This window comes from Kocuria sp. JC486, from assembly GCF_011602805.1.
GTDB classification, from domain to species: domain Bacteria; phylum Actinomycetota; class Actinomycetes; order Actinomycetales; family Micrococcaceae; genus Kocuria; species Kocuria soli.
Map to the genome: position 1 here is coordinate 183,858 of NZ_JAAOZS010000001.1, position 17,812 is coordinate 201,669.

At 67.7% G+C, this 17,812-nt stretch carries 17 protein-coding genes; all 17 read right to left on the reverse strand.

Annotation, left to right across the window (positions count from 1 at the left end):
• Nucleotides 1-86 precede the first annotated feature (86 nt).
• A complete protein-coding gene (gene secF, locus GWK18_RS00795; RefSeq protein ID WP_166832523.1) occupies nt 87-1,139 on the reverse strand; it encodes a protein translocase subunit SecF in 1,053 nt (350 codons plus the stop codon).
• Nucleotides 1,139-2,995 carry a protein translocase subunit SecD gene (gene secD / locus GWK18_RS00800; RefSeq protein ID WP_123824061.1) on the reverse strand — a complete coding sequence of 619 codons (1,857 nt, stop codon included), beginning with the start codon at nt 2,993-2,995 and terminating at the stop codon, nt 1,139-1,141. Before secD ends, secF begins: the two co-directional genes overlap by 1 nt.
• Before the next feature lie 134 nt (nt 2,996-3,129).
• Complete coding sequence (gene yajC, locus GWK18_RS00805; RefSeq protein ID WP_123824058.1) at nt 3,130-3,603, reverse strand: preprotein translocase subunit YajC; 474 nt, start codon at nt 3,601-3,603, stop codon at nt 3,130-3,132.
• A gap of 202 nt (nt 3,604-3,805) precedes the next feature.
• Nucleotides 3,806-4,885 (reverse strand): Holliday junction branch migration DNA helicase RuvB, encoded by a 1,080-nt coding sequence (ruvB, locus tag GWK18_RS00810; RefSeq protein ID WP_166832525.1) that lies wholly within the window; start codon nt 4,883-4,885, stop codon nt 3,806-3,808.
• A 2-nt stretch (nt 4,886-4,887) separates the two neighbouring features.
• The gene (gene ruvA, locus GWK18_RS00815; protein WP_166832670.1) at nt 4,888-5,568 is read right to left on the reverse strand and encodes a Holliday junction branch migration protein RuvA; all 681 of its coding nucleotides are present in this window, start codon (nt 5,566-5,568) and stop codon (nt 4,888-4,890) included.
• Nucleotides 5,569-5,756: 188 nt separating this feature from the next.
• On the reverse strand, nt 5,757-6,395 hold the full coding sequence (gene ruvC / locus GWK18_RS00820; protein WP_348535786.1) for a crossover junction endodeoxyribonuclease RuvC: 639 nt from the start codon (nt 6,393-6,395) through the stop codon (nt 5,757-5,759).
• Nucleotides 6,396-6,405: 10 nt separating this feature from the next.
• Nucleotides 6,406-7,167: a YebC/PmpR family DNA-binding transcriptional regulator gene (locus GWK18_RS00825; protein WP_123824049.1), complete on the reverse strand. Its 762-nt coding sequence runs from the start codon at nt 7,165-7,167 to the stop codon at nt 6,406-6,408.
• 144 nt (nt 7,168-7,311) lie between these two features.
• Nucleotides 7,312-8,106 carry a glutamine amidotransferase gene (locus GWK18_RS00830; protein WP_166832527.1) on the reverse strand — a complete coding sequence of 265 codons (795 nt, stop codon included), beginning with the start codon at nt 8,104-8,106 and terminating at the stop codon, nt 7,312-7,314.
• A 6-nt stretch (nt 8,107-8,112) separates the two neighbouring features.
• Nucleotides 8,113-9,432, reverse strand: coding sequence for a Mur ligase family protein (locus tag GWK18_RS00835; RefSeq protein WP_166832529.1), 1,320 nt, complete (start codon nt 9,430-9,432; stop codon nt 8,113-8,115).
• 32 nt (nt 9,433-9,464) lie between these two features.
• Nucleotides 9,465-10,034, reverse strand: a complete 570-nt coding sequence (locus tag GWK18_RS00840) for an HIT domain-containing protein (RefSeq protein ID WP_166832531.1) — start codon at nt 10,032-10,034, stop codon at nt 9,465-9,467.
• Between the two features lie 8 nt (nt 10,035-10,042).
• Complete coding sequence (gene thrS, locus GWK18_RS00845) at nt 10,043-12,172, reverse strand: threonine--tRNA ligase (RefSeq protein WP_166832533.1); 2,130 nt, start codon at nt 12,170-12,172, stop codon at nt 10,043-10,045.
• A 117-nt stretch (nt 12,173-12,289) separates the two neighbouring features.
• Nucleotides 12,290-13,246, reverse strand: coding sequence for an ornithine cyclodeaminase family protein (locus GWK18_RS00850; RefSeq protein WP_348535787.1), 957 nt, complete (start codon nt 13,244-13,246; stop codon nt 12,290-12,292).
• On the reverse strand, nt 13,243-14,739 hold the full coding sequence (locus tag GWK18_RS00855) for an MFS transporter (protein ID WP_348535788.1): 1,497 nt from the start codon (nt 14,737-14,739) through the stop codon (nt 13,243-13,245). The genes GWK18_RS00850 and GWK18_RS00855 overlap by 4 nt, the downstream gene beginning before the upstream one ends.
• Nucleotides 14,740-14,902: 163 nt before the next feature.
• Complete coding sequence (locus tag GWK18_RS00860; protein WP_209280885.1) at nt 14,903-15,610, reverse strand: GntR family transcriptional regulator; 708 nt, start codon at nt 15,608-15,610, stop codon at nt 14,903-14,905.
• A gap of 9 nt (nt 15,611-15,619) precedes the next feature.
• The gene (locus tag GWK18_RS00865; RefSeq protein WP_123824035.1) at nt 15,620-16,435 is read right to left on the reverse strand and encodes an SOS response-associated peptidase; all 816 of its coding nucleotides are present in this window, start codon (nt 16,433-16,435) and stop codon (nt 15,620-15,622) included.
• Complete coding sequence (locus tag GWK18_RS00870; protein ID WP_166832535.1) at nt 16,435-17,163, reverse strand: lipoate--protein ligase family protein; 729 nt, start codon at nt 17,161-17,163, stop codon at nt 16,435-16,437. The genes GWK18_RS00865 and GWK18_RS00870 overlap by 1 nt, the downstream gene beginning before the upstream one ends.
• Nucleotides 17,160-17,810, reverse strand: coding sequence for a nucleosidase (locus tag GWK18_RS00875; RefSeq protein ID WP_166832537.1), 651 nt, complete (start codon nt 17,808-17,810; stop codon nt 17,160-17,162). Before GWK18_RS00875 ends, GWK18_RS00870 begins: the two co-directional genes overlap by 4 nt.
• Between the last annotated feature and the right edge of the window lie 2 nt (nt 17,811-17,812).

The window sequence follows — 17,812 nt, forward strand, 5'->3', positions numbered from 1 at the left end:
GCTCATCCGCACCGGTGGCGACGGGTCATGCCCGGAGCAGTTTCCGTAACGGATGAATACCAATTCTAGGGGCGTCCCGCTCGCGTTCAGGCCGTTGACGCTCCGGAACGCCCACGGCCTGAGACCGCACGGTCGGGTCCGTCGCCGCGAGCGGCACGGTCAGCGGCCTCGCGATCCTGCTTCCGTACGGCGGGTTCCATGCCCCGCAGCGCGGCGTACACCGGCGTCGCAAAGAACAGCGTGGCCAGGGTGCCCCACACGATGCCCACGAACTGGGCCAGGGCGAGGTCCTTGAGCGTGCCCGCACCCAACAGCGCGGCGCCGATGAACAGGATGGCCCCGACCGGGAGGAGGCCCACCACGGACGTGTTGATCGAACGCACCAGGGTCTGGTTGGCGGCCAGGTTGATCTGGTCCGAGAAACCCTTGCCCGCCCTGGGTTGCGGCGCGGTGCCGTCGAGCAGGCCCTTGGTGTTCTCCCTGACCTTGTCGAAGACCACCACCGTGTCGTACAGCGAGTAGGACAACACGGTCAGGAACCCGATGATCGCCGAGGGCGTGACCTCGAAACCGATCAGGGAGTAGGTGCCCACCGTGAGGGCAACCGTCACGAACACACCGGCCATGGAGGCCAGAGACATCTTCCAGGTGCGGAAGTACAGGGCCATCATGATCGCCGTGAGCCCCAGGAAGATCGCCAGTCCGCGGATCATCTGCTGGGAGATGCCGGCTCCCCAGGTGGGCCCCACGAAGTTGGAGGCGACCTGGTCCTCGGAGACGTCGTAGGCCTGAACCAGAGCGTCGCGGACGGCCAGGGTCTCGTCGTCGTCCAACTGCTCGGTCTGCACGCGTACCGTGCCGGGGGCGATGTTGGTCACCGTGGACTGTCCGTCGTGCCCGGTGTCCGCGACGGCCTGTTCGCCGGGCTCCACGCTGGCGTCGGACACGTCCGAGACCACAAACTCCGAGCCACCGGTGAAATCGATGCCGAGGTTGAAGCCTCCGCGCACCACCGGAATCAGGGCCGAGATGACCACCAGGACCGCTGCGATGCTCAACCACAGCCGGCGTCTGGGAACGAACGGGAAGGACTTCCGTCCGCTGTAGAGATCGTTTCCGAAATCAGCGAAGCGTGACATCAGACCTCCTCGTTGGTGTCGGCGGCCTCGCGGCGGGCGCGTCGTCGTCGTTCGGCAAGGGTCAGGCCGTCGTCCACCCCGGTCGGCACGGCGCGGGCGGCCTTGGTGCGGGACCGGGCAACCGATCCGTCGTCGGAGTCAGGAGACTGTGCTCCCGGCGCGTCGACGACGTCGGAGTCGGCCTGGGTGGACCCGGAGGCCGGATCCAGGTCCTCGGGGGTCCGGAACTTTCCGCCACCGCGGTAGAAGGGCATGGCGTCGAGGGCCTTGGGATCCAGACCAGACCCGGGGCTGCCCTGCCCGAAGTACCGGGTCCGGGAGAGGAACACCATGACCGGGTGGGTGAAGAAGAACACGACCAGCAGGTCGATCACGGCCGTCAGTCCCAGGGTGAAGGCGAAGCCCCGCACGTTACCGACCGCCACGAAGTACAGGACCACGGAGGCGATCAGGTTCACGGCCTTGGAGGCCAGGATCGTCTGCTGGGCGCGCTTCCACCCGTGGTCAATAGCCGCCGGAATCGTGCGCCCGATCCGGACCTCGTCACGGATGCGCTCGAAGTAGACGATGAAGGAGTCGGCGGCCATGCCGATGGCCACGATCAGACCGGCGACACCGGCCAGGGACAGCCGGTAGTTCAGTCCCCACCCGAGCAGCGTGATGGCCAGCCAGGACATGATGCCCAAGACCACCAGCGAGATGATGTTGACCCAACCGAGCCACTTGTACTGGATGATCGACCACAGCGCCACGAGCCCCAGCCCGATGAGGCCAGCGATGATGCCCATGCGCAACTGGTCGGCGCCGAGGGTCGCGGAGATCTGCTGCTCGGAGGCGATCGAGAAACTCACCGGCAGGGAGCCGTAGCGCAACTGTTCGGACAAGAACGCGGCCGAGTCCTCCGTGAACTGGCCCGTGATCTGGGCCTTGCCGTTGGGGATCACCGCGTCCATCGTCGGCGCCGAGATGACCTCACCGTCCAGCAGGATCGCGAACTGGTTGCGTGCGTCGCCGGGGCTGGTCTGGCCGATGTTGTAGAGCCGTTCGGAGAGCGACTCGAAGGTCTTGGTGCCTTCCTCGTTGAACTGCAGGTCCACGCCCCACTGACCGGACGTGGTTCCGCCCTGCCCCTGAGCCATGCCGTAGCTCGAGTCGGAGATCTCCGTGCCGGCGATTTCCACGGGCCCCAGGATGTACTTGGCGCCCTCCTGCGGCCCACAAGCGACGATCGCCTTGTCCGTGGGCTGGGCAGCCCGTTCCTCCGGCGTCTGCGGCTGCGTGCAATCGGTGGACTCGTACTCCTTCATGAGATCCGCAGTGATCCAGTTGGTGTCAGAGGAGTCCTTTGGGTCCTCCGTGGGCTTCGGGAGGTCCTCCTCCGCGGTGCGCTGATCCTCCGGAACGGCTTCGGCGGCGCCCGTCAGCAGCACGGGCCGGAAGGACATCTCCGCGGAGGTCTGGATCAGTTCACGCGTGGCCTGGTCCGGGGTGCCGGGCATGGACACCACGATGTTGGACCCGCCCTGGGTGGTCACCTCGGCCTCGGAGACACCGGAGCCGTCGACACGTTGGCGGATGATCTCGACCGCTTGGTCGAGCTGCTCCGGGGTGATCTCCTTGCCTTCCTCCTCCCCCTGCAACCGCGGGGTGAGGACCATCTGGGTTCCACCTTCGAGGTCCAGCGCCAACCGCGGGGTCCAGTTGGTGCTCCCCCGGCCCGCTCCCCAGGCCAACAGCCCGATGAGAACGATCAGGATCACGACCAACCCGATCAGGGACGCACGCGCCGTGCTCAACGCACGCGAGACCTCGGTGCGGTTCTTCGAGCCCGGAGAGCTCTTGGTGGACGATGCCATGGGCAAGTACCTCGGATGATGTGCTGCTGGGACGTGCTGATGAAGACCGGAATCCCGGGGTCATGCGCTCCAGGAGCCCGGTCACGACAAAGCGTCCACCGGGCGGGAATCCCGATGGACGCCGAGTCAAGCGGTCACTTGTCGTCGGTGCTGGTGGCGCCGCCGTCGTGGTCGCGGTCGCTGCCACGGTCGGCACGGTCCTCGCGATCCGCTGTGGGGTCGACGGCGGACTCCCCCGCGGCCCCTGCCGATTCGTCGACGACGGTCGAGAGGGTCTGGAGGTGAACGGTCACCTGCGTGTTCGGGGCGATCTCCAGGACGGCTTTGACGGCGTCCTTGTCGATGCTCACCACGCGACCGTACAGACCGTAGCTGGTCATCACCTGGGTTCCGGGAACCATGCGCGACTGCTGGTCCTGGAGCTTCTGCTGCTGCTTGCGCCGGTTGCGGGAGGTGAACCAGAACATCGCCACCAGCAGGGCCAGCATCACGCCCAGGAACAGGAACTGACCGGGACCGCCGGTCGTCTGCTCCGCCGCGGAGAGGCTGGTTTCGGTCTGGGCCACGACCTGGGGCGTGAGCTCGGGCGTGATGAGGGCGGAAAGCACTCGGTCTCCTGGTTCCACAGCGTGTTCGCTGCATCGATGTCGGCCGACGCGATCACTGTGCGCCAGTCCGTCGGCCCGGTCAGGGCCTGTGTGGCGACCACCCTCTGAAGGCGGTCATCACAACATGGTAGGTGACGACCGTCCCACGGGCCCGGTCCCTCGGGTGCCCGGATGTCGTCCGTCGACGTGTACCGAGCCCCGGTCACTCCTCCGTGAGGTCCAGCGCCTGCTGGACGGCGGGGTCCCCGAAGGCCGCGTGCTCGGGAACCGCCAGCCCCAGGTGCTCCCAGGCGGCCGGCATGGCGATCCGGCCCCGCGGGGTACGGGCAAGCAGGCCCTCGCGGACCAGGTACGGCTCGGCCACCTCTTCGACGGTCTCCGTCTCCTCGCCCACGGCGATGGCCAGCGTGGACAGACCCACGGGACCGCCCCCGAAGTGTTTGACCAGGGCTTCCAGGACGCCGCGATCCAGGCGGTCAAGGCCGCGGGAGTCGACCTCGTACATTTCCAGTGCCGACGACGACGCCCGCGCGTCGATGCGCGAGACCCCGTGGACCAGAGCCCAGTCCCGGACTCTGCGCAGGAGTCGGTTGGCGATACGCGGTGTACCGCGGGAACGAGAGGCCACTTCCCGGAAGCCCTCCGTGGAGAGATCCAGGTCAAGCAGGCCCGCGGAACGGCGCAACACGGACACGAGTTCGTCGACCGAGTAGAACTCCAGGTGCCCCGTGAAGCCGAAACGATCGCGAAGCGGGCCCGGGAGCAGCCCTGCGCGCGTCGTGGCGCCGACCAGGGTGAACGGCGGGAGGTCCAGGGGAATCGAGGTCGCACCGGCCCCCTTGCCCACCACGATGTCCACGCGGAAGTCCTCCATGGCCATGTAGAGCATTTCCTCGGCGGGGCGGGACATCCGGTGGATCTCATCCAGGAACAGCACCTCGCCCTCGGTGAGGGAGGACAGGATGGCGGCCAGATCGCCGGTGTGCTGAATCGCCGGTCCGGAGGAGATGCGCAGCGGAGCGCCCATCTCCTCGGCGATGATCATGGCCAACGTGGTCTTGCCCAGGCCGGGCGGTCCGGAGAGCAGCACGTGGTCGGCCGTCCTCCCCCTCAGCTTGGAGGCCTCGAGGACCAGTCCGAGCTGGCGCCGGACGCGGGGCTGACCCACGAAGTCGTCGAGGGTCCCCGGCCGCAGCGCGGCTTCGACGGTCTTCTCGTCGGGTTCGGAGCCGGAGTCGACCAAGCGGTCCCGGCCGTTGACGGATGCGCGGTCACCGACCATGCTCAGGCGCCCTTTCCGGCGGGACGGGAGGAGTTCTGGGCCGGGTTGTGAGTGGATGAGGTCGAGGCGCGCGCTCCGAGCCACGCGAGGACCGTGCGCAGAATCAGGGAGACGTCACCCCCGTCGGCCAACTCCTCGCGACCTTCCAATGCGTCGTCGATGGCCGAACCCGCGTCCTTCTCGTTCCACCCGAGACCGACCAGGGCCTCCGTGACCTGCAACCGCCACAGGGGCTGCTGCGGTCCGGCCGGTGTCGCCGACGTCGTCGGGCCCGGGTCCGCGGGGACCAGCTTGTCCGCGAGCTCCAGGACGATCCGCTTGGCGCCCTTGGGGCCGATGCCCGGAACCGCGGTGAAGGCCTTGGGGTCTCCGGTGGCGATCGCGGTCCGCACGTCGTCCGGGCCCAGGGTCGCCAGGACGGCGAGGGCCGTGCGCGGGCCGATCCCGGACACCCCGAGCATGGTCTCGAAGACGTCCTTCTCGTCGGCGGTTGCGAACCCGAACAGCAGGGGCGAGTCGTCCTTGCGCGCCACGTAGGTCGTGGCCAATCGGGCCTCTCGGCCCTCGTGCAGGCCGGCGACGGTGGACGGACTGACCTGGATCTCGAGACCCAGGCCCTGGACGTCGACAACGACGGTGTTCAGTCCCTTGTGCAGGACGTCCCCGCGTACAGCCGCAATCATCCGTGTCTCCTCCGGCAAGTCGAACATGTGTACTAGTCGACGGCCAGCGTAGCAGCGGTGCCGCGGCGCGGGAGGGTTCCACGCCGCGCGTGGCCTCACCGCCGAGGCTCAGCGGTGAGTGGCGCAGCCGCGGACGGCTCATCGGCGGATGTTGCGGCGGCGGATGGTGCGGAGTCGGATGGTGCGACTCAGCCGCCGCGTCGAGCCCGCTGTTCCGCCGCCTTCCACGCTTGCTGCGCGGGAGTCAGGCCACGCCCCTTGGTCGCGCTCAGCCGCGAGAGCCTGGTCTGGGCGCCCTGGTGGGTCGCGGTGGCGGCTTGGGCGTCGTAACCGGAGCCCACGCCGCTGCGCCAGCCGTGGCAGATCGCGATCGCGATCGCGTCGGCGGCATCCGCGGGCTTGGGGGGCTCCAGGAGTTTCAGGATCCGCACCACCATGCGGGTCACCGCCGCCTTGTCCGCGTTCCCGTCACCGGTCACCGCGGCCTTGACCTCGGACGGGGTGTGCCAGGCCACCGGAATCCGACGGCGCGCGGCCTCCGCGATCACCGCCCCGGAGGCCTGGGCGGTGCCGACCACCGTGGGGGCGTTGTTCTGCGCGAACAGTCGCTCGATGGCCAACGCGTCCGGCTGGAAACGTTCCATCATGGACTCGGCCGCCTCGGCGATGCTGAGGATGCGGCGTTCGAGCGGTTGGTCGGGCGCGGTGCCCTGCACCTCGTGGTGCAACCACTCGACGCCGCGGTTGGCCCGCATCCGGACCACGCCGAAACCGCAACGGGTCAGACCGGGGTCCACGCCCAGAATGATCTGTTCGGCGGCGCTCACCGGGTGACGCTCAGTCCTGGTCCTCGAGCTGTGCCATGACCTCGGGAGAGATGTCCGCGTTGGAGTACACGTTCTGGACGTCGTCCAAGGCCTCCACGGCGTCGGCCAGGCGCAGGAACTTGGCAGCACCCTCCGCGTCCAGCTCCACCTTCATGTTCGGCCGGAAGACGGGGTCGTCGTTGTTGTACTCCAGACCGGCTTCCTCCAAGGCGGTACGGATCGCGGGAAGATCGGTGGCCTCGGAGACGACCTCGAAGACGTCGTCCTCCTCCACGACTTCCTCGGCACCGGCGTCGAGAACGGCCATGAGCACGTCGTCCTCGGTCAGGCCCCCGGACTTGGCCACCTCGGCCACGCCCTTGCGTTCGAACATGAAGGACACGGAACCCGAGTCCGCCATGGTGCCGCCGTTGCGGGTCACGGCCACCCGGACCTCGGAGGCCGCGCGGTTCTTGTTGTCCGTCAGGCACTCGATGTAGAGGGCCGAACCCTGGGGACCGCGGGCCTCGTAGAGGATCTCCGAGTAGTCGATGACCTCGCCCGTCAGACCGGCACCGCGCTTGATGGCGCGATCGATGTTGTCGTTGGGCACGGAGTTCTTCTTGGCCTTGGACACGGCCAGGTCCAGGGCGGGGTTGCCCGCGGTGTCCGGCCCGCCCTGACGTGCCGCGACCTCGATGCCCTTGATGTACTTGGCAAAGGCCTTGGCGCGCTTGGCGTCAATGGCAGCCTTCTTGTGCTTGGTCGTGGCCCATTTGGAGTGACCTGACATGAATGCCTCCTGTCGGAACTTCCCGCCGGGAAGTTCTCGCATCGTTGTTCGTGGTCCCGCTGGGTGCGCCGCGGGACCGGCCGGAAAATCCGCGGATCAGTCTAGTCGCCGCTTTCCCGGGACCGTGGGTCGGGGGCGCACGGGTCAGCGCGGACGGTTCCGTGCGACCTCGCGCGCCTTCTGCGACAGCGTGTCGTTGAGGGGTTCCAGGGTCTCATGTGAGTACCTCCGGCGGACCGCGGTGGCAATCAGGTGATCGGCCAGGACGGGGTTCTTGGGCAGCAAGGACCCGTGCAGATAGGTGCCGATGACCTCGTTGGTCACCGCGCCCTCGGTTCCGTCCTCGCCGTCGTTGCCGTCACCGGACACCACCCGGCCCAACGGCTGCTGCCCGTCGGCCAGGCGGGTCAGGCCAGAATGGTTCTCGTAACCGATGATCGTTCCGAACTTCTCCGACTCGGTCACGATGTTGCCGATCAGCCTGGTCTCGCCGCCGACCGTGGTGAGGTCGAAGATGCCGATACCCGGCAGGACCTCGCCCCCGATAGTGCGGAATTCGTGGCCAAAGAGCTGGTAGAGGCCACAGATCGCCAGCATCGGGACGCCGTCGGCCACCAGTTCGTGCATGACGGGCTTGATCTTCTGCAGGTCCTCCATGACCCGGAACTGTCCGGAGTCCTGTCCCCCGCCGCCCACGAACAGGTCCGCGTCCGCGGGGAACGAGTCCCCCGAGTTGTAGTCGGTGAGCTGCACGGCGTACCCGCGCTTCTCCAACCGCCGTTTGAGGGTCAGCGTGTTGCCCCAGTCCCCGTAGATGTTCATGTCTCGCGGGTAGAGCTGGACCAGGTGGATCTCTCCACGTCCGCCCGGTTCCACGGCGTCCACGGCGGGAGCACCGTCCTCGGGTGCCGTCGGGAATGTGGGTGTGGTGGTGGTCATGGTGCCTCAGATCTCGGGAACGACGGCGACGGACCGGAGCGCACGCCGCAGCGCGAGCATGGCCGTGTAGGTGCAGAACACCCGCATGGGGCGGCCTTCCGCGCTGGCGATGAACTTCCGCAGGGCCTCGGTCAGCTCGGGTTCCACGTCCCGGACGGGGACCTGGTCGTAGTCCAACCTCAGGGCCATGTCCCAGGCGCGGGTGCCGGTCACCAGGTCCACCCCGCCGGAACGCAGGGATTCGAACTCCACGTCCCACAACCAGGAGACGTCGCGGCCGTCCGCGTACTCGTCGTTGATCGCGATCATGGTCGCGTAGGCCTCCGGGCGTGCCGAGGCCAGGGAGAGCCGGAAGCCCGCGGGGTTCTTGACCAGCAGGAGCTGCAGCGGCGCACCGTCCACCGTGATGGTCTCCCCGCGCCCGAACGCTGGAGTGACGGCGGACAGCTCCCCCAGGAGGGACGGAATACCGGCCTGGGCGGCCGGGGCGTCGCGCCCGTCGTCCGTGACGGTCATGGAAAGGGCCAGGGCAGCGGCAGCGTTGTAGACGTTGTAGACGCCGTACAGGTGGACCTTGGCCTTCTCCGGCTTCCCACGGACCAGGAAGTCCACGTCGGTGGCTTTGAAGTCCGTGAGTTCCACAACAGCTTCGGGGGCGGAGCCGCCCTCCGGGGTCGGTGCGGCGGGACCGTCGGCACCCCGCATGTCGTCGTCGGAAGGGAACATGGGGCGTAGCTGCGGGGAGAGCCCGTACCAGAGCACCTCGGTGCCCGGGCGGACATCTTCGGCCAGGGAGGCAATCCGCGGGTCCTCGCGGTTGAGGATCACGGCCTCGGTCGTGGCCGCGGCGACCTTCGAGAGCATGCGGCGCGTGGTGTCGATCTCGCCGAAGCGGTCGAGCTGGTCGCGCATGACATTGAGCAGCAGCGCGAAGCGGGGCTGGACCTCCTTGACGAAGTGCACCGCGTGCGCCTCGTCGAGCTCCAGGACCGCGATGTCCGCGTCGAACCGACCGGTCAGCGAGATTTCTTCGAGCAATGCCGCGGCCACTCCGCGCACGAAGTTTGATCCGGTGCGGTTGGTGAAGACCGTGAGCCCTTGGGATTCCAGGAGTTGGACCGCCATCTTGGTGGTCGTCGTCTTCCCGTTGGTCCCCGAGACCACGACGACGCCGTGCGGCAGCCGCGCGAGTTGTTCGGACACGAATCCGGGATGCAGCTTCTCCATCACCAGCCCGGGGAACGCGGAACCGCCCCCGCGAAGTTTGGTGGCGGCACGAACTCCCTGGCCGAGAAGCCTCACAAGTGGTCTGGACATGCGCTCCATCTTACGGCGAGCGCACGCTCACGCACGACGCGTCAGGCCTCCGGCCAGTGCGCTCGGGTCAGTTCCCAGGTGGAACCCAAGGTGTCCATCATCGCTTTGGTTCCGGCCGTCACGGGCAGGAAGTTGGCGTCCCCGCCCCAACGCGGCACCACGTGCATGTGCAGGTGCGCGGCCAGGGAGCCGCCCGCGGCTTCACCCAGGTTCAGTCCAGTGTTGAAGGCATCAGGGCTCGCCGCTGCCCGCACCGCCGAGATCCCGTCGCGGGTCAGTTCCATGAGCTCCACGAGTTCCTCGTGCCTGAGGTCCGTGAGATCCGGGACGTGCCGGTACGGACAGATGAGCAGGTGCCCCGGGTTGTAGGGGAACAGGTTGAGGATCACGAAGCAGTGCTGCCCGCGGTGGACGATCAGCGAGTCCTGGTCGTCGTACTCCGGGCCCGTGCAGAACGGGCACCCGGGGCGGGTCTCGATGGAAGTGTCCTCGCCACGCACGTAGGCCAACCGGTGCGGGGTCCAGAGCCGTTGGAAGGCATCGGGCACCCCGGCCAACCGGAAGTCGTCCTGACTGATCCAGTGGTGGGGTGCCCGTTGCTCGTCGTTCATCGCTGTCCTCAGGCCTCGGTCGAACCGGGTGCCTCGCCGACGGAGGGGTCCTCCGCGACGGCGGACGGGCGCGGATCCTGGTTGACCCTGTTCTGCACGTGGGCCGTGATCCGAGCGATCGCTTCCTCGACCGGGACCCCGTTCTCCTGCGAACCGTCACGGTAACGGAAGGACACGGCACCGGCGTCGACGTCGTCGCCACCGGCGATGAGCACGAAGGGCACCTTGTCCTTGGAGGCGGTGCGGATCTTCTTGGGGAACCGGTCGGAGGAGGCGTCCAATTCCGCGCGGACCCCGGCGGTGCGCAGACGGTCGACGACGTCCCGGAGGTAGTCGTCGAAGGCGTCGGCCACCGGGATCGCGCGAACCTGCTCGGGTGAGAGCCAGGCCGGGAAGGCCCCGGCGTAGTGCTCGGTCAGCACGCCGAAGAACCGTTCGATGGAGCCGAACAGTGCGCGGTGGATCATGACCGGGCGCTGCCGGGTCCCGTCGGCCGCGGTGTATTCGAGTTCGAAGCGGTCCGGCATGAAGAAGTCCAGCTGGATGGTGGACATCTGCCACGTGCGCCCGATCGCGTCCTTGGCCTGGACGGAGATCTTGGGGCCGTAGAACGCGGCTCCCTCCGGGTCCGGGACCAGTTCGAGCCCGGACTCCTGGGCGACCTCGGCCAGCGTGTTGGTGGCTTCCTCCCAGGTCGCGTCGTCCCCGATGGACTTCTCAGGATCCCGGGTGGACAACTCGAGGTAGAAGTCCGTGAGCCCGTACGCGGTCAGCAGGTCCAGCACGAACTGCAGGGTGCGGGACAGCTCGTCCTTCATCTGTTCGCGCGTGCAGTAGATGTGGGCGTCGTCCTGGGTGAAGCCGCGGGCGCGGGTCAGCCCGTGGACCACGCCGGACTTCTCGTTGCGGTAGACCGTGCCGAACTCGAAGATCCGCAGCGGCAGTTCCCGGTAGGAGCGGCCACGCGAGTTGAAGACCAGGTTGTGCATGGGGCAGTTCATGGGCTTGAGGTAGTAGTCCGCGCCCTGTTTGGTGACGTTCCCGGCCGCGTCCACCTCCTCGTCCATGTGCATGGGCGGGTACATGCCGTCCTTGTAGAACCCCAGGTGACCGGACCGTTCGAACAGGTTGGACTTGGTGATGTGCGGCGTGTTGACGAAGGAGTACCCGGCCTTGACGTGCTGTTCGCGCGACAGGTTCTCCATCTCCATCCGGATCAGGCCGCCGCGGGGATGGAAGACCGCCAGGCCCGAACCGATGTCGTCCGGGAAGGAGAAGAGGTCCAGTGCGGTGCCCAGGCGCCGGTGGTCACGGCGTTCAGCCTCTGCCAGCCGGTCCTTGTAGGCCTTGAGTTCGTCCTTGGTGGGCCAGGCCGTGCCGTAGATGCGCTGGAGCTGCTTGTTCTTCTCGGAACCGCGCCAGTACGCGGCGGCGGAGCGCATGAGGGCGAACCCGTTGCCGATCAGCTTGGTGTTGGGCAGGTGCGGGCCGCGGCACAGGTCGCGCCACACGATCTCACCGGACTTGCGGTCCACGTTGTCGTAGATCGTCAGTTCACCGGCGCCCACCTCCTGGGAGGCACCTTCGGCTGCGGATTCGACCTCGCCACCCTGCGAGCCCTCGGATCCCGACCCGGGGCCGTGGGCCAGGCCGATCAGTTCGAGCTTGTACGGCTCCTCCGCCATCTCGGCCACGGCCTCGTCCGGGGTGACCACCCGGCGTCGGAACGACTGGGTGGTGTTGATGATCTTCTGCATGCGCTTTTCGATCGCCTTGAGGTCTTCGGGGGTGAAGGCCTCCTCGACGTCGAAATCGAAGTAGAACCCGTCCGTGACGTACGGGCCGATGCCGAGCTTGGCCTCCTGCTTGAGTTCCTGGACGGCCTGGGCCATGACGTGCGCCGTCGAGTGCCGCAGGACCTCGAGTCCCTCGGGATCGGAGATGAGCACCCGGGTGACGGTGTCGCCGTCGGTCAGGGGGGTCGAGAGGTCCTTCAAGGTGTCGTTGACGTGGGCGACCACGACGTCACGGTTGTCCGTGTAGAGATCGGCCGCGGTGCTGCCGCCGGGGACCTCCCGGGTTTCGCCGTCGACGACGACGGTGATCGGGGATCCGGAGTCCAGGACCTGCTCGCTCATGTGAGGTGTACTGCCTTTCGCTGATGGGGGCACGGCCGTACCGGGGTCGCGCTCGACTCGAGCGATCCTACCCGCCCGCCGGTCACGTCATCAGGCTCGCAGGCACCACGACGCAGCTCACGGCATGGTCTCCACCACACCCCCGGCCACCGCCAGGTCCTGCCAGCTCATCCCGACCCCTTTGAAGACGCGCGGGCGCGACCAGTCGGGCGCCACCCGGTCGTTGACCAGGTCCACCAGCTCGACCAGATCGACCGCACGCGCCGGATCGCCGCTGCCCTCGGCCGCCATGATCACGTCTCCGGCCTCCCGCAGTGCTGTGCCGGTGTCCTCGACCACCACCTGGGACCGGGTCACGAGCCCGGTGTCCAGTTCGCGTCGGTCCGGTTCGTGGGACCCCATGGCCACCACACACGCGGAGTCGGGAACCACACCGCCGTCGAACAGCGGAGTCCCGGACGACGTCGCACACACCACCAGATCGGCATCGGCGACGTCCTCCACCGATCCGGCCCGCGCCGCCAGGCCGAGGCCCCGGGCAAAGTCCACGGCGGTTTGCACCCCGGATTCCTGACGACCGTTGATCACGACCTCACGGAAGTCCCGGATGTCCGCGCAGGCCTCGATGTGCGCCAGCGCCTGCGGTCCAGTGCCGAAGACCACCAGCTTGCGGGCATCGGACACGGTCATCCGGTCCGCGGCCACGGCAGACACCGCGGGGGTGCGCAGCGCCGTGAGGCCGTCTCCCTGTAACAGGGCCCGGGGGGTCAGGGTCTGTGTGTCCATCAGGACGTAGACCGCCTGGATCCGCGGCAGACCGCGCTCCGGGTTGCCCGGGGACACGGAGGCCACCTTGGTACCGGTCCAGGGCCCGATGACCGAGGGCATGAGCAACAGGTGCCCCTCCCCGGCCGCAACATGGGTCCGGGCCGGATCGGAGGCCGGGTCGAAGCCCGAGCGCAGAGCGCGCTCGATGAGTTCCCGGGCGCGCCGCGGGGACACCGCAGCGGCAATGTCCTCGCCGCTGAACCAGGGTGCCGCCGTCGTCCGAGTCGTCAGGTCGGGAGCGTTCACTTGCGGGCCTCCGACGTGCTCGGCGCGATGTGGGCATCCGCATCCTGTGCCGCCACGGGCACGACCTCCGCCTGCGCCTCCTTGCGTGCGATCGACGGCGCGAACACCAACGCCGTGAGGGACACCGCGGCGGTGATCACCAGGTACACCGAAATGGACTGCCAGGCGCCGTTGAACTCCTTGAGCAGGAACGTGGCGATCAGCGGCGCCGTGCCACCGGCCAGGGCGGCGCCGATCTGGTACCCCAGCGTCACGCCGGTGTAGCGGACCTCGGCCGAGAAGATCTCCGAGCACATGGTTCCCAGGGTGGCCGTGACCGGCGGCCACACAACCCCCAGACTGACGACGACGGCGACGTAGAGCGCCAAGTTGTTCTGCAGGTTCACCAGCATGAAGAACGGGAAAGCGAACAGTGCGATCAGCACGACACCCGTCGAGTAGACCCGGAACCGACCCACCCGGTCGGACAGCGCCCCCATGACCGGAATGAGCACCGTGGACAGGCCCGCACCGAGCATCACCGCGTTGAGCGGAGTCGACTGCGCGTAGTCCAGCAGTCCCGTCGCATAGGAGACCACGAACGTGGCGAAGATGTAGAACGGCGCCGTTTCCACCACCTTGACGCCGACCGCCACGAGGACAGCACGCCAGTGGTGCCTGAGAGTCACCAGGAGCGGCACCTTGGCCACGTTGCCCGCCGCCTTTGCCTGTTTGAAGTGGGGCGTCTCCCCCAGGCCACCGCGGATCCACAGCCCGACGATCACCAACAGCACCGAGGCGATGAACGGCAGACGCCACCCGACACCGACCAGGAACTCCTCCCCCAGCGCGGACACCAGGGCAAAGGCACCGGCCGCCAGGAGCATGCCGATCGTGATTCCCATCTGCGGAACGGACCCGAAGAGTCCACGTTTGGCACGCGGGGCGTATTCATAGGCGAGCAGCAGGGCACCGCCCCACTCGCCGCCAATGGCCAGGCCCTGGATGATGCGGCAGATCACCAGAAGGATCGGCGCCAGGACGCCGACCTGGTCGTAGGTCGGGAGGAAGCCGATGGCCACCGTGGCTCCGCCCATCATGGACAACGTGACCACCAGGGTCACCTTGCGTCCCACGCGGTCCCCGAAGTGGGAGAACACGATGCCGCCGAAGGGACGGATGAAGAACGTCAGCGCCAGCGTCAGGTAGGACAGCATCTGCGAGATGTACGGATCGTCCGTCGGGAAGAACTGCTCGTTGAAGATGAGCGCGGAGGCCGTGGCGTAGAGGAAGAAGTCGTACCACTCGATCGAACTGCCGGCCAGGGAGCCGGACAAGACCCTGAGGTTGGTCGCCTTGGCGCCCACCTGGGTGGCTTTGTTTTCGCGCTGTTCCTGTTCGGTGAGGACCTGCTCGGTGCGCACTTGATCGGGGCGGACCTGTTCGGTCGTCGACTGCCCGTTCAGGTGCTGCTCCCGGTGCGTGGCGGACTCAGGTGGTTTCGGACGGCTCACGGTCGTCTCCAGACGTGGATCGATCGGGACGCGTCACCGCGGAGGGGTTCCAGCGTGCGGCGCATCATGTGATGCCCAGCACAGTACAATGTTACATTGCCAGAAGCCATCGATTCGTCGTCGGGACTGGTCACAAGAGTGTTCGGTGGTGCGCCTCGGGCGATTACTCGCTCTTGCCCGCCCAGACTCCCGCAACGTGGCCGAGGTGCCGTTGCATGATCTCCTCGGTGCGGCTCCGGTCCTGGGCCGCCACAGCCTCCACGAGTTCCACGTGCTCCCGGGCGGTGAACTCGAGCTGCCGCTGCTCCGCCAGGGCCTTGAGCCCGGTCAGCCTGGTGGTCGAGCGCAGTGAACGGACGTGCTTGACGGCGATGTCGTTGCCCGCTTGCTCGAGCAGACTCAGGTGCAGGTCCATGTCGAGCTCGATGAACCGGATCAGGTCGCCGTCGACCGCCGCCACCACCGACTGCTCGGCCAGGCCGCGGCAGCGCTCGAGCAGTTCGTCGGCAACTCCCCGTTCAGCCACATCCCCCATGAGGGGAATCTCGATGAGCGTGCGCAACTGGATGACCTGACGGCGCGTTTCGGCCGAGACGTCCGTGACCCGGTAGCCCTTGTACCGGATGGGGCTCACGTGGCCCTCCTGCGCAAGGTCGAGCATGGCCTCACGCACGGGCGTGGCGGACACACCGAACTCGGCCGCCAGCCCGGGAGCGCTCAGCACCTCCCCCGGTTCGAAGTCGCCCACGATCAGTGCGTGCCGCAGGCTCGCCGCCACTTGGTCGCGCAAGGGTGCCGTCGGCGTCGGCAGTACGGGTGCCGCTCGACGTCGCCGAGTCCCCGAGGGAATCTGTTGGTTTCGATCTTCCACGCGAACCTCTCAGAACAGCGCCTGGACGGGCGCAACCAGGTCCGGGGTGTTGTTCCGGACATTGCCGACCTCCGACCCCACGGCATGCAGCTGCCACGTGGCAGCCACCATGTCCGCTTCCGCCCGAACCCGCTCGACCAGACCAACGGCCTCGTCCTTGGAATCCGCTGCGGGATCCAGCCAGTCCTCCAGCGTGGAACGGTTGAGCGCGATCGGCAGGCGGTCGTGCAATGCGCCCAATTCCTGGAGCACGGGCTCTTCCGCCTCCGGGGAGGGTGCGTCCGTGGTGAGGATCGAACACGAAAGCAGCCATGAACCCGACGGTTCCTGCCACCACTCGTAGAGCCCGGCGAACCAGACGGTCGCCCCGTCGTGCTGCGGATGGACGTAGTACGGCTGTTTGGCGGGAGCGCCCTTCGTGGCCTTCACCGGGGCGCCGTCCGGGCCGAGCCGCTTCCTCCACTCGTAGTACCCGTTGGCGGGCACCGCACAACGACGGTGGCGGACCGCGGAGCGGAACATGGGCTTGTCCACCACGGTCTCGGAGCGGGCGTTGAAGGCTCGGACACCGATCGAGGGGTCCTTGGCCCACCCGGGGACCAGGCCCCATCGCGCCACGTGCAGTTCCCGCAGAACGGCTCCGGGGGTCTCGTCGTCGTCACCGGCAATCCGCTCGAGGACGACGGGAACCTCGGCGGTGGGGGCCACGTTCCAGTTCTCGCGTACGGCCGACGTGTCGGTGCCGCGCAGGGGTGCACCGGGAACGGCACCGACCTCGAACAGGAGATCGTCCACGGACCGGGCGATCACGTACCGGCCACACATCAGAAGGCCTGTTCCTGGAGGGACCCGTAACCCATGTGGCGTGCGTACATGCCGTAGACCTTTCGCAGAGCCGATTCGACGTCGCTGACGCGGGTCCCCGGCCTCAGGTCCTCCACGGCCCCTGCCGTGGCCGGGTTCCATTCGAGGCCCAGGGAGCGGTAAACGTCCGTGAGCACGGCCCGGATCGGCTCGGACTGCTCGACGACCACTACCGTCGAGAAGTACCACGCGCCCTGAACGATCCGCTGCGCGGCACCGGAGAGCTTGATGGTGGCCATGGGCGAATCAATGGTCCGACCCGTTGCGTGAACGCTGTACTCGCCGGGACAGTACTCCCCGGGGATCTCACCCACTTCGGCGGCAATCTCCAGTTCCTCCATGGCGGCCACCACCATGTCGGCGAACAGGGCGTAGCGTTGCTGGATTTCCGCCTTGGGGTCCGACGCCGGTTCGATGTGGTCGATCACCAGGCATCCGCGGTGATACGCGGCCGCCCGCCCCCCGACCTTGCGGACCACGGGTGTGTACCCGGCTCGTTTGACTGCACGTTGGGCGGCCGCGAAGCCGGGAAGCAGTTCGTCTCTGCGACCGAAGGCCACGGTCGGCCGCGGCTGGTAGATACGCAGGACGGGACCGGCCGAACCGGAGCGGACGGCACGCAGAATGTTCTCTCCGGCCTGGTAGTCCTGCTCAGCGCCCAGGGATTCGCGCTGCCGAATGAGTTTCATGCGGTGTGTCCTCCCTGGGTGGCGACCGGCTCGGCGGAACGGGAAGTGACGCGGTCCGTATCCTGATCATGGCTCTGGGTGTAGGCGCGGAACCATTCGGCCAACGCCCTGGCCGAGATGTCCACCCGATCGGCCCAGTTCAGTGCCTGGGCGTCCGCGTCGTCGGAGACGTGCTTGACCATCCGCAAGGGCACGCCCAGGTGCCGGCAGGCGACGGCCACGGCAAAGCCCTCCATGTCCACCAGGTCGGCACGCTGCGCCAGCGCGTCCCGGACCGGGCCACCGGCCACGAACGAATCCCCCGTGGCCAACACGGTGCCGTCCCCGACCTGTCCCAGGTCAACCAATGCCATCGTGTCCGCGGGATCGGAACCCATGGCTCGCATGAGGTCCGCGTCGACGTCGCGATTGATCACGGTGGAGGGTTCGAACAGGCCGTCGGTTCCCGACTTGAGTGCGCCGCAACTGCCGAGGTTGACCACGGTCAGCTCTGCCCGGTCCTGGGGGTCCGGGACTCGTTCCATGACGGCGCGGGTGGTCACCGCCGCGGCCAATGACATTCCGATGCCGGTCAGGACCACGTCGGTACCGGCGGGAAGATGAGCGGTTTCCGCGGGGTGCGCGGCAACGACCAGCAGGCGATTCATGG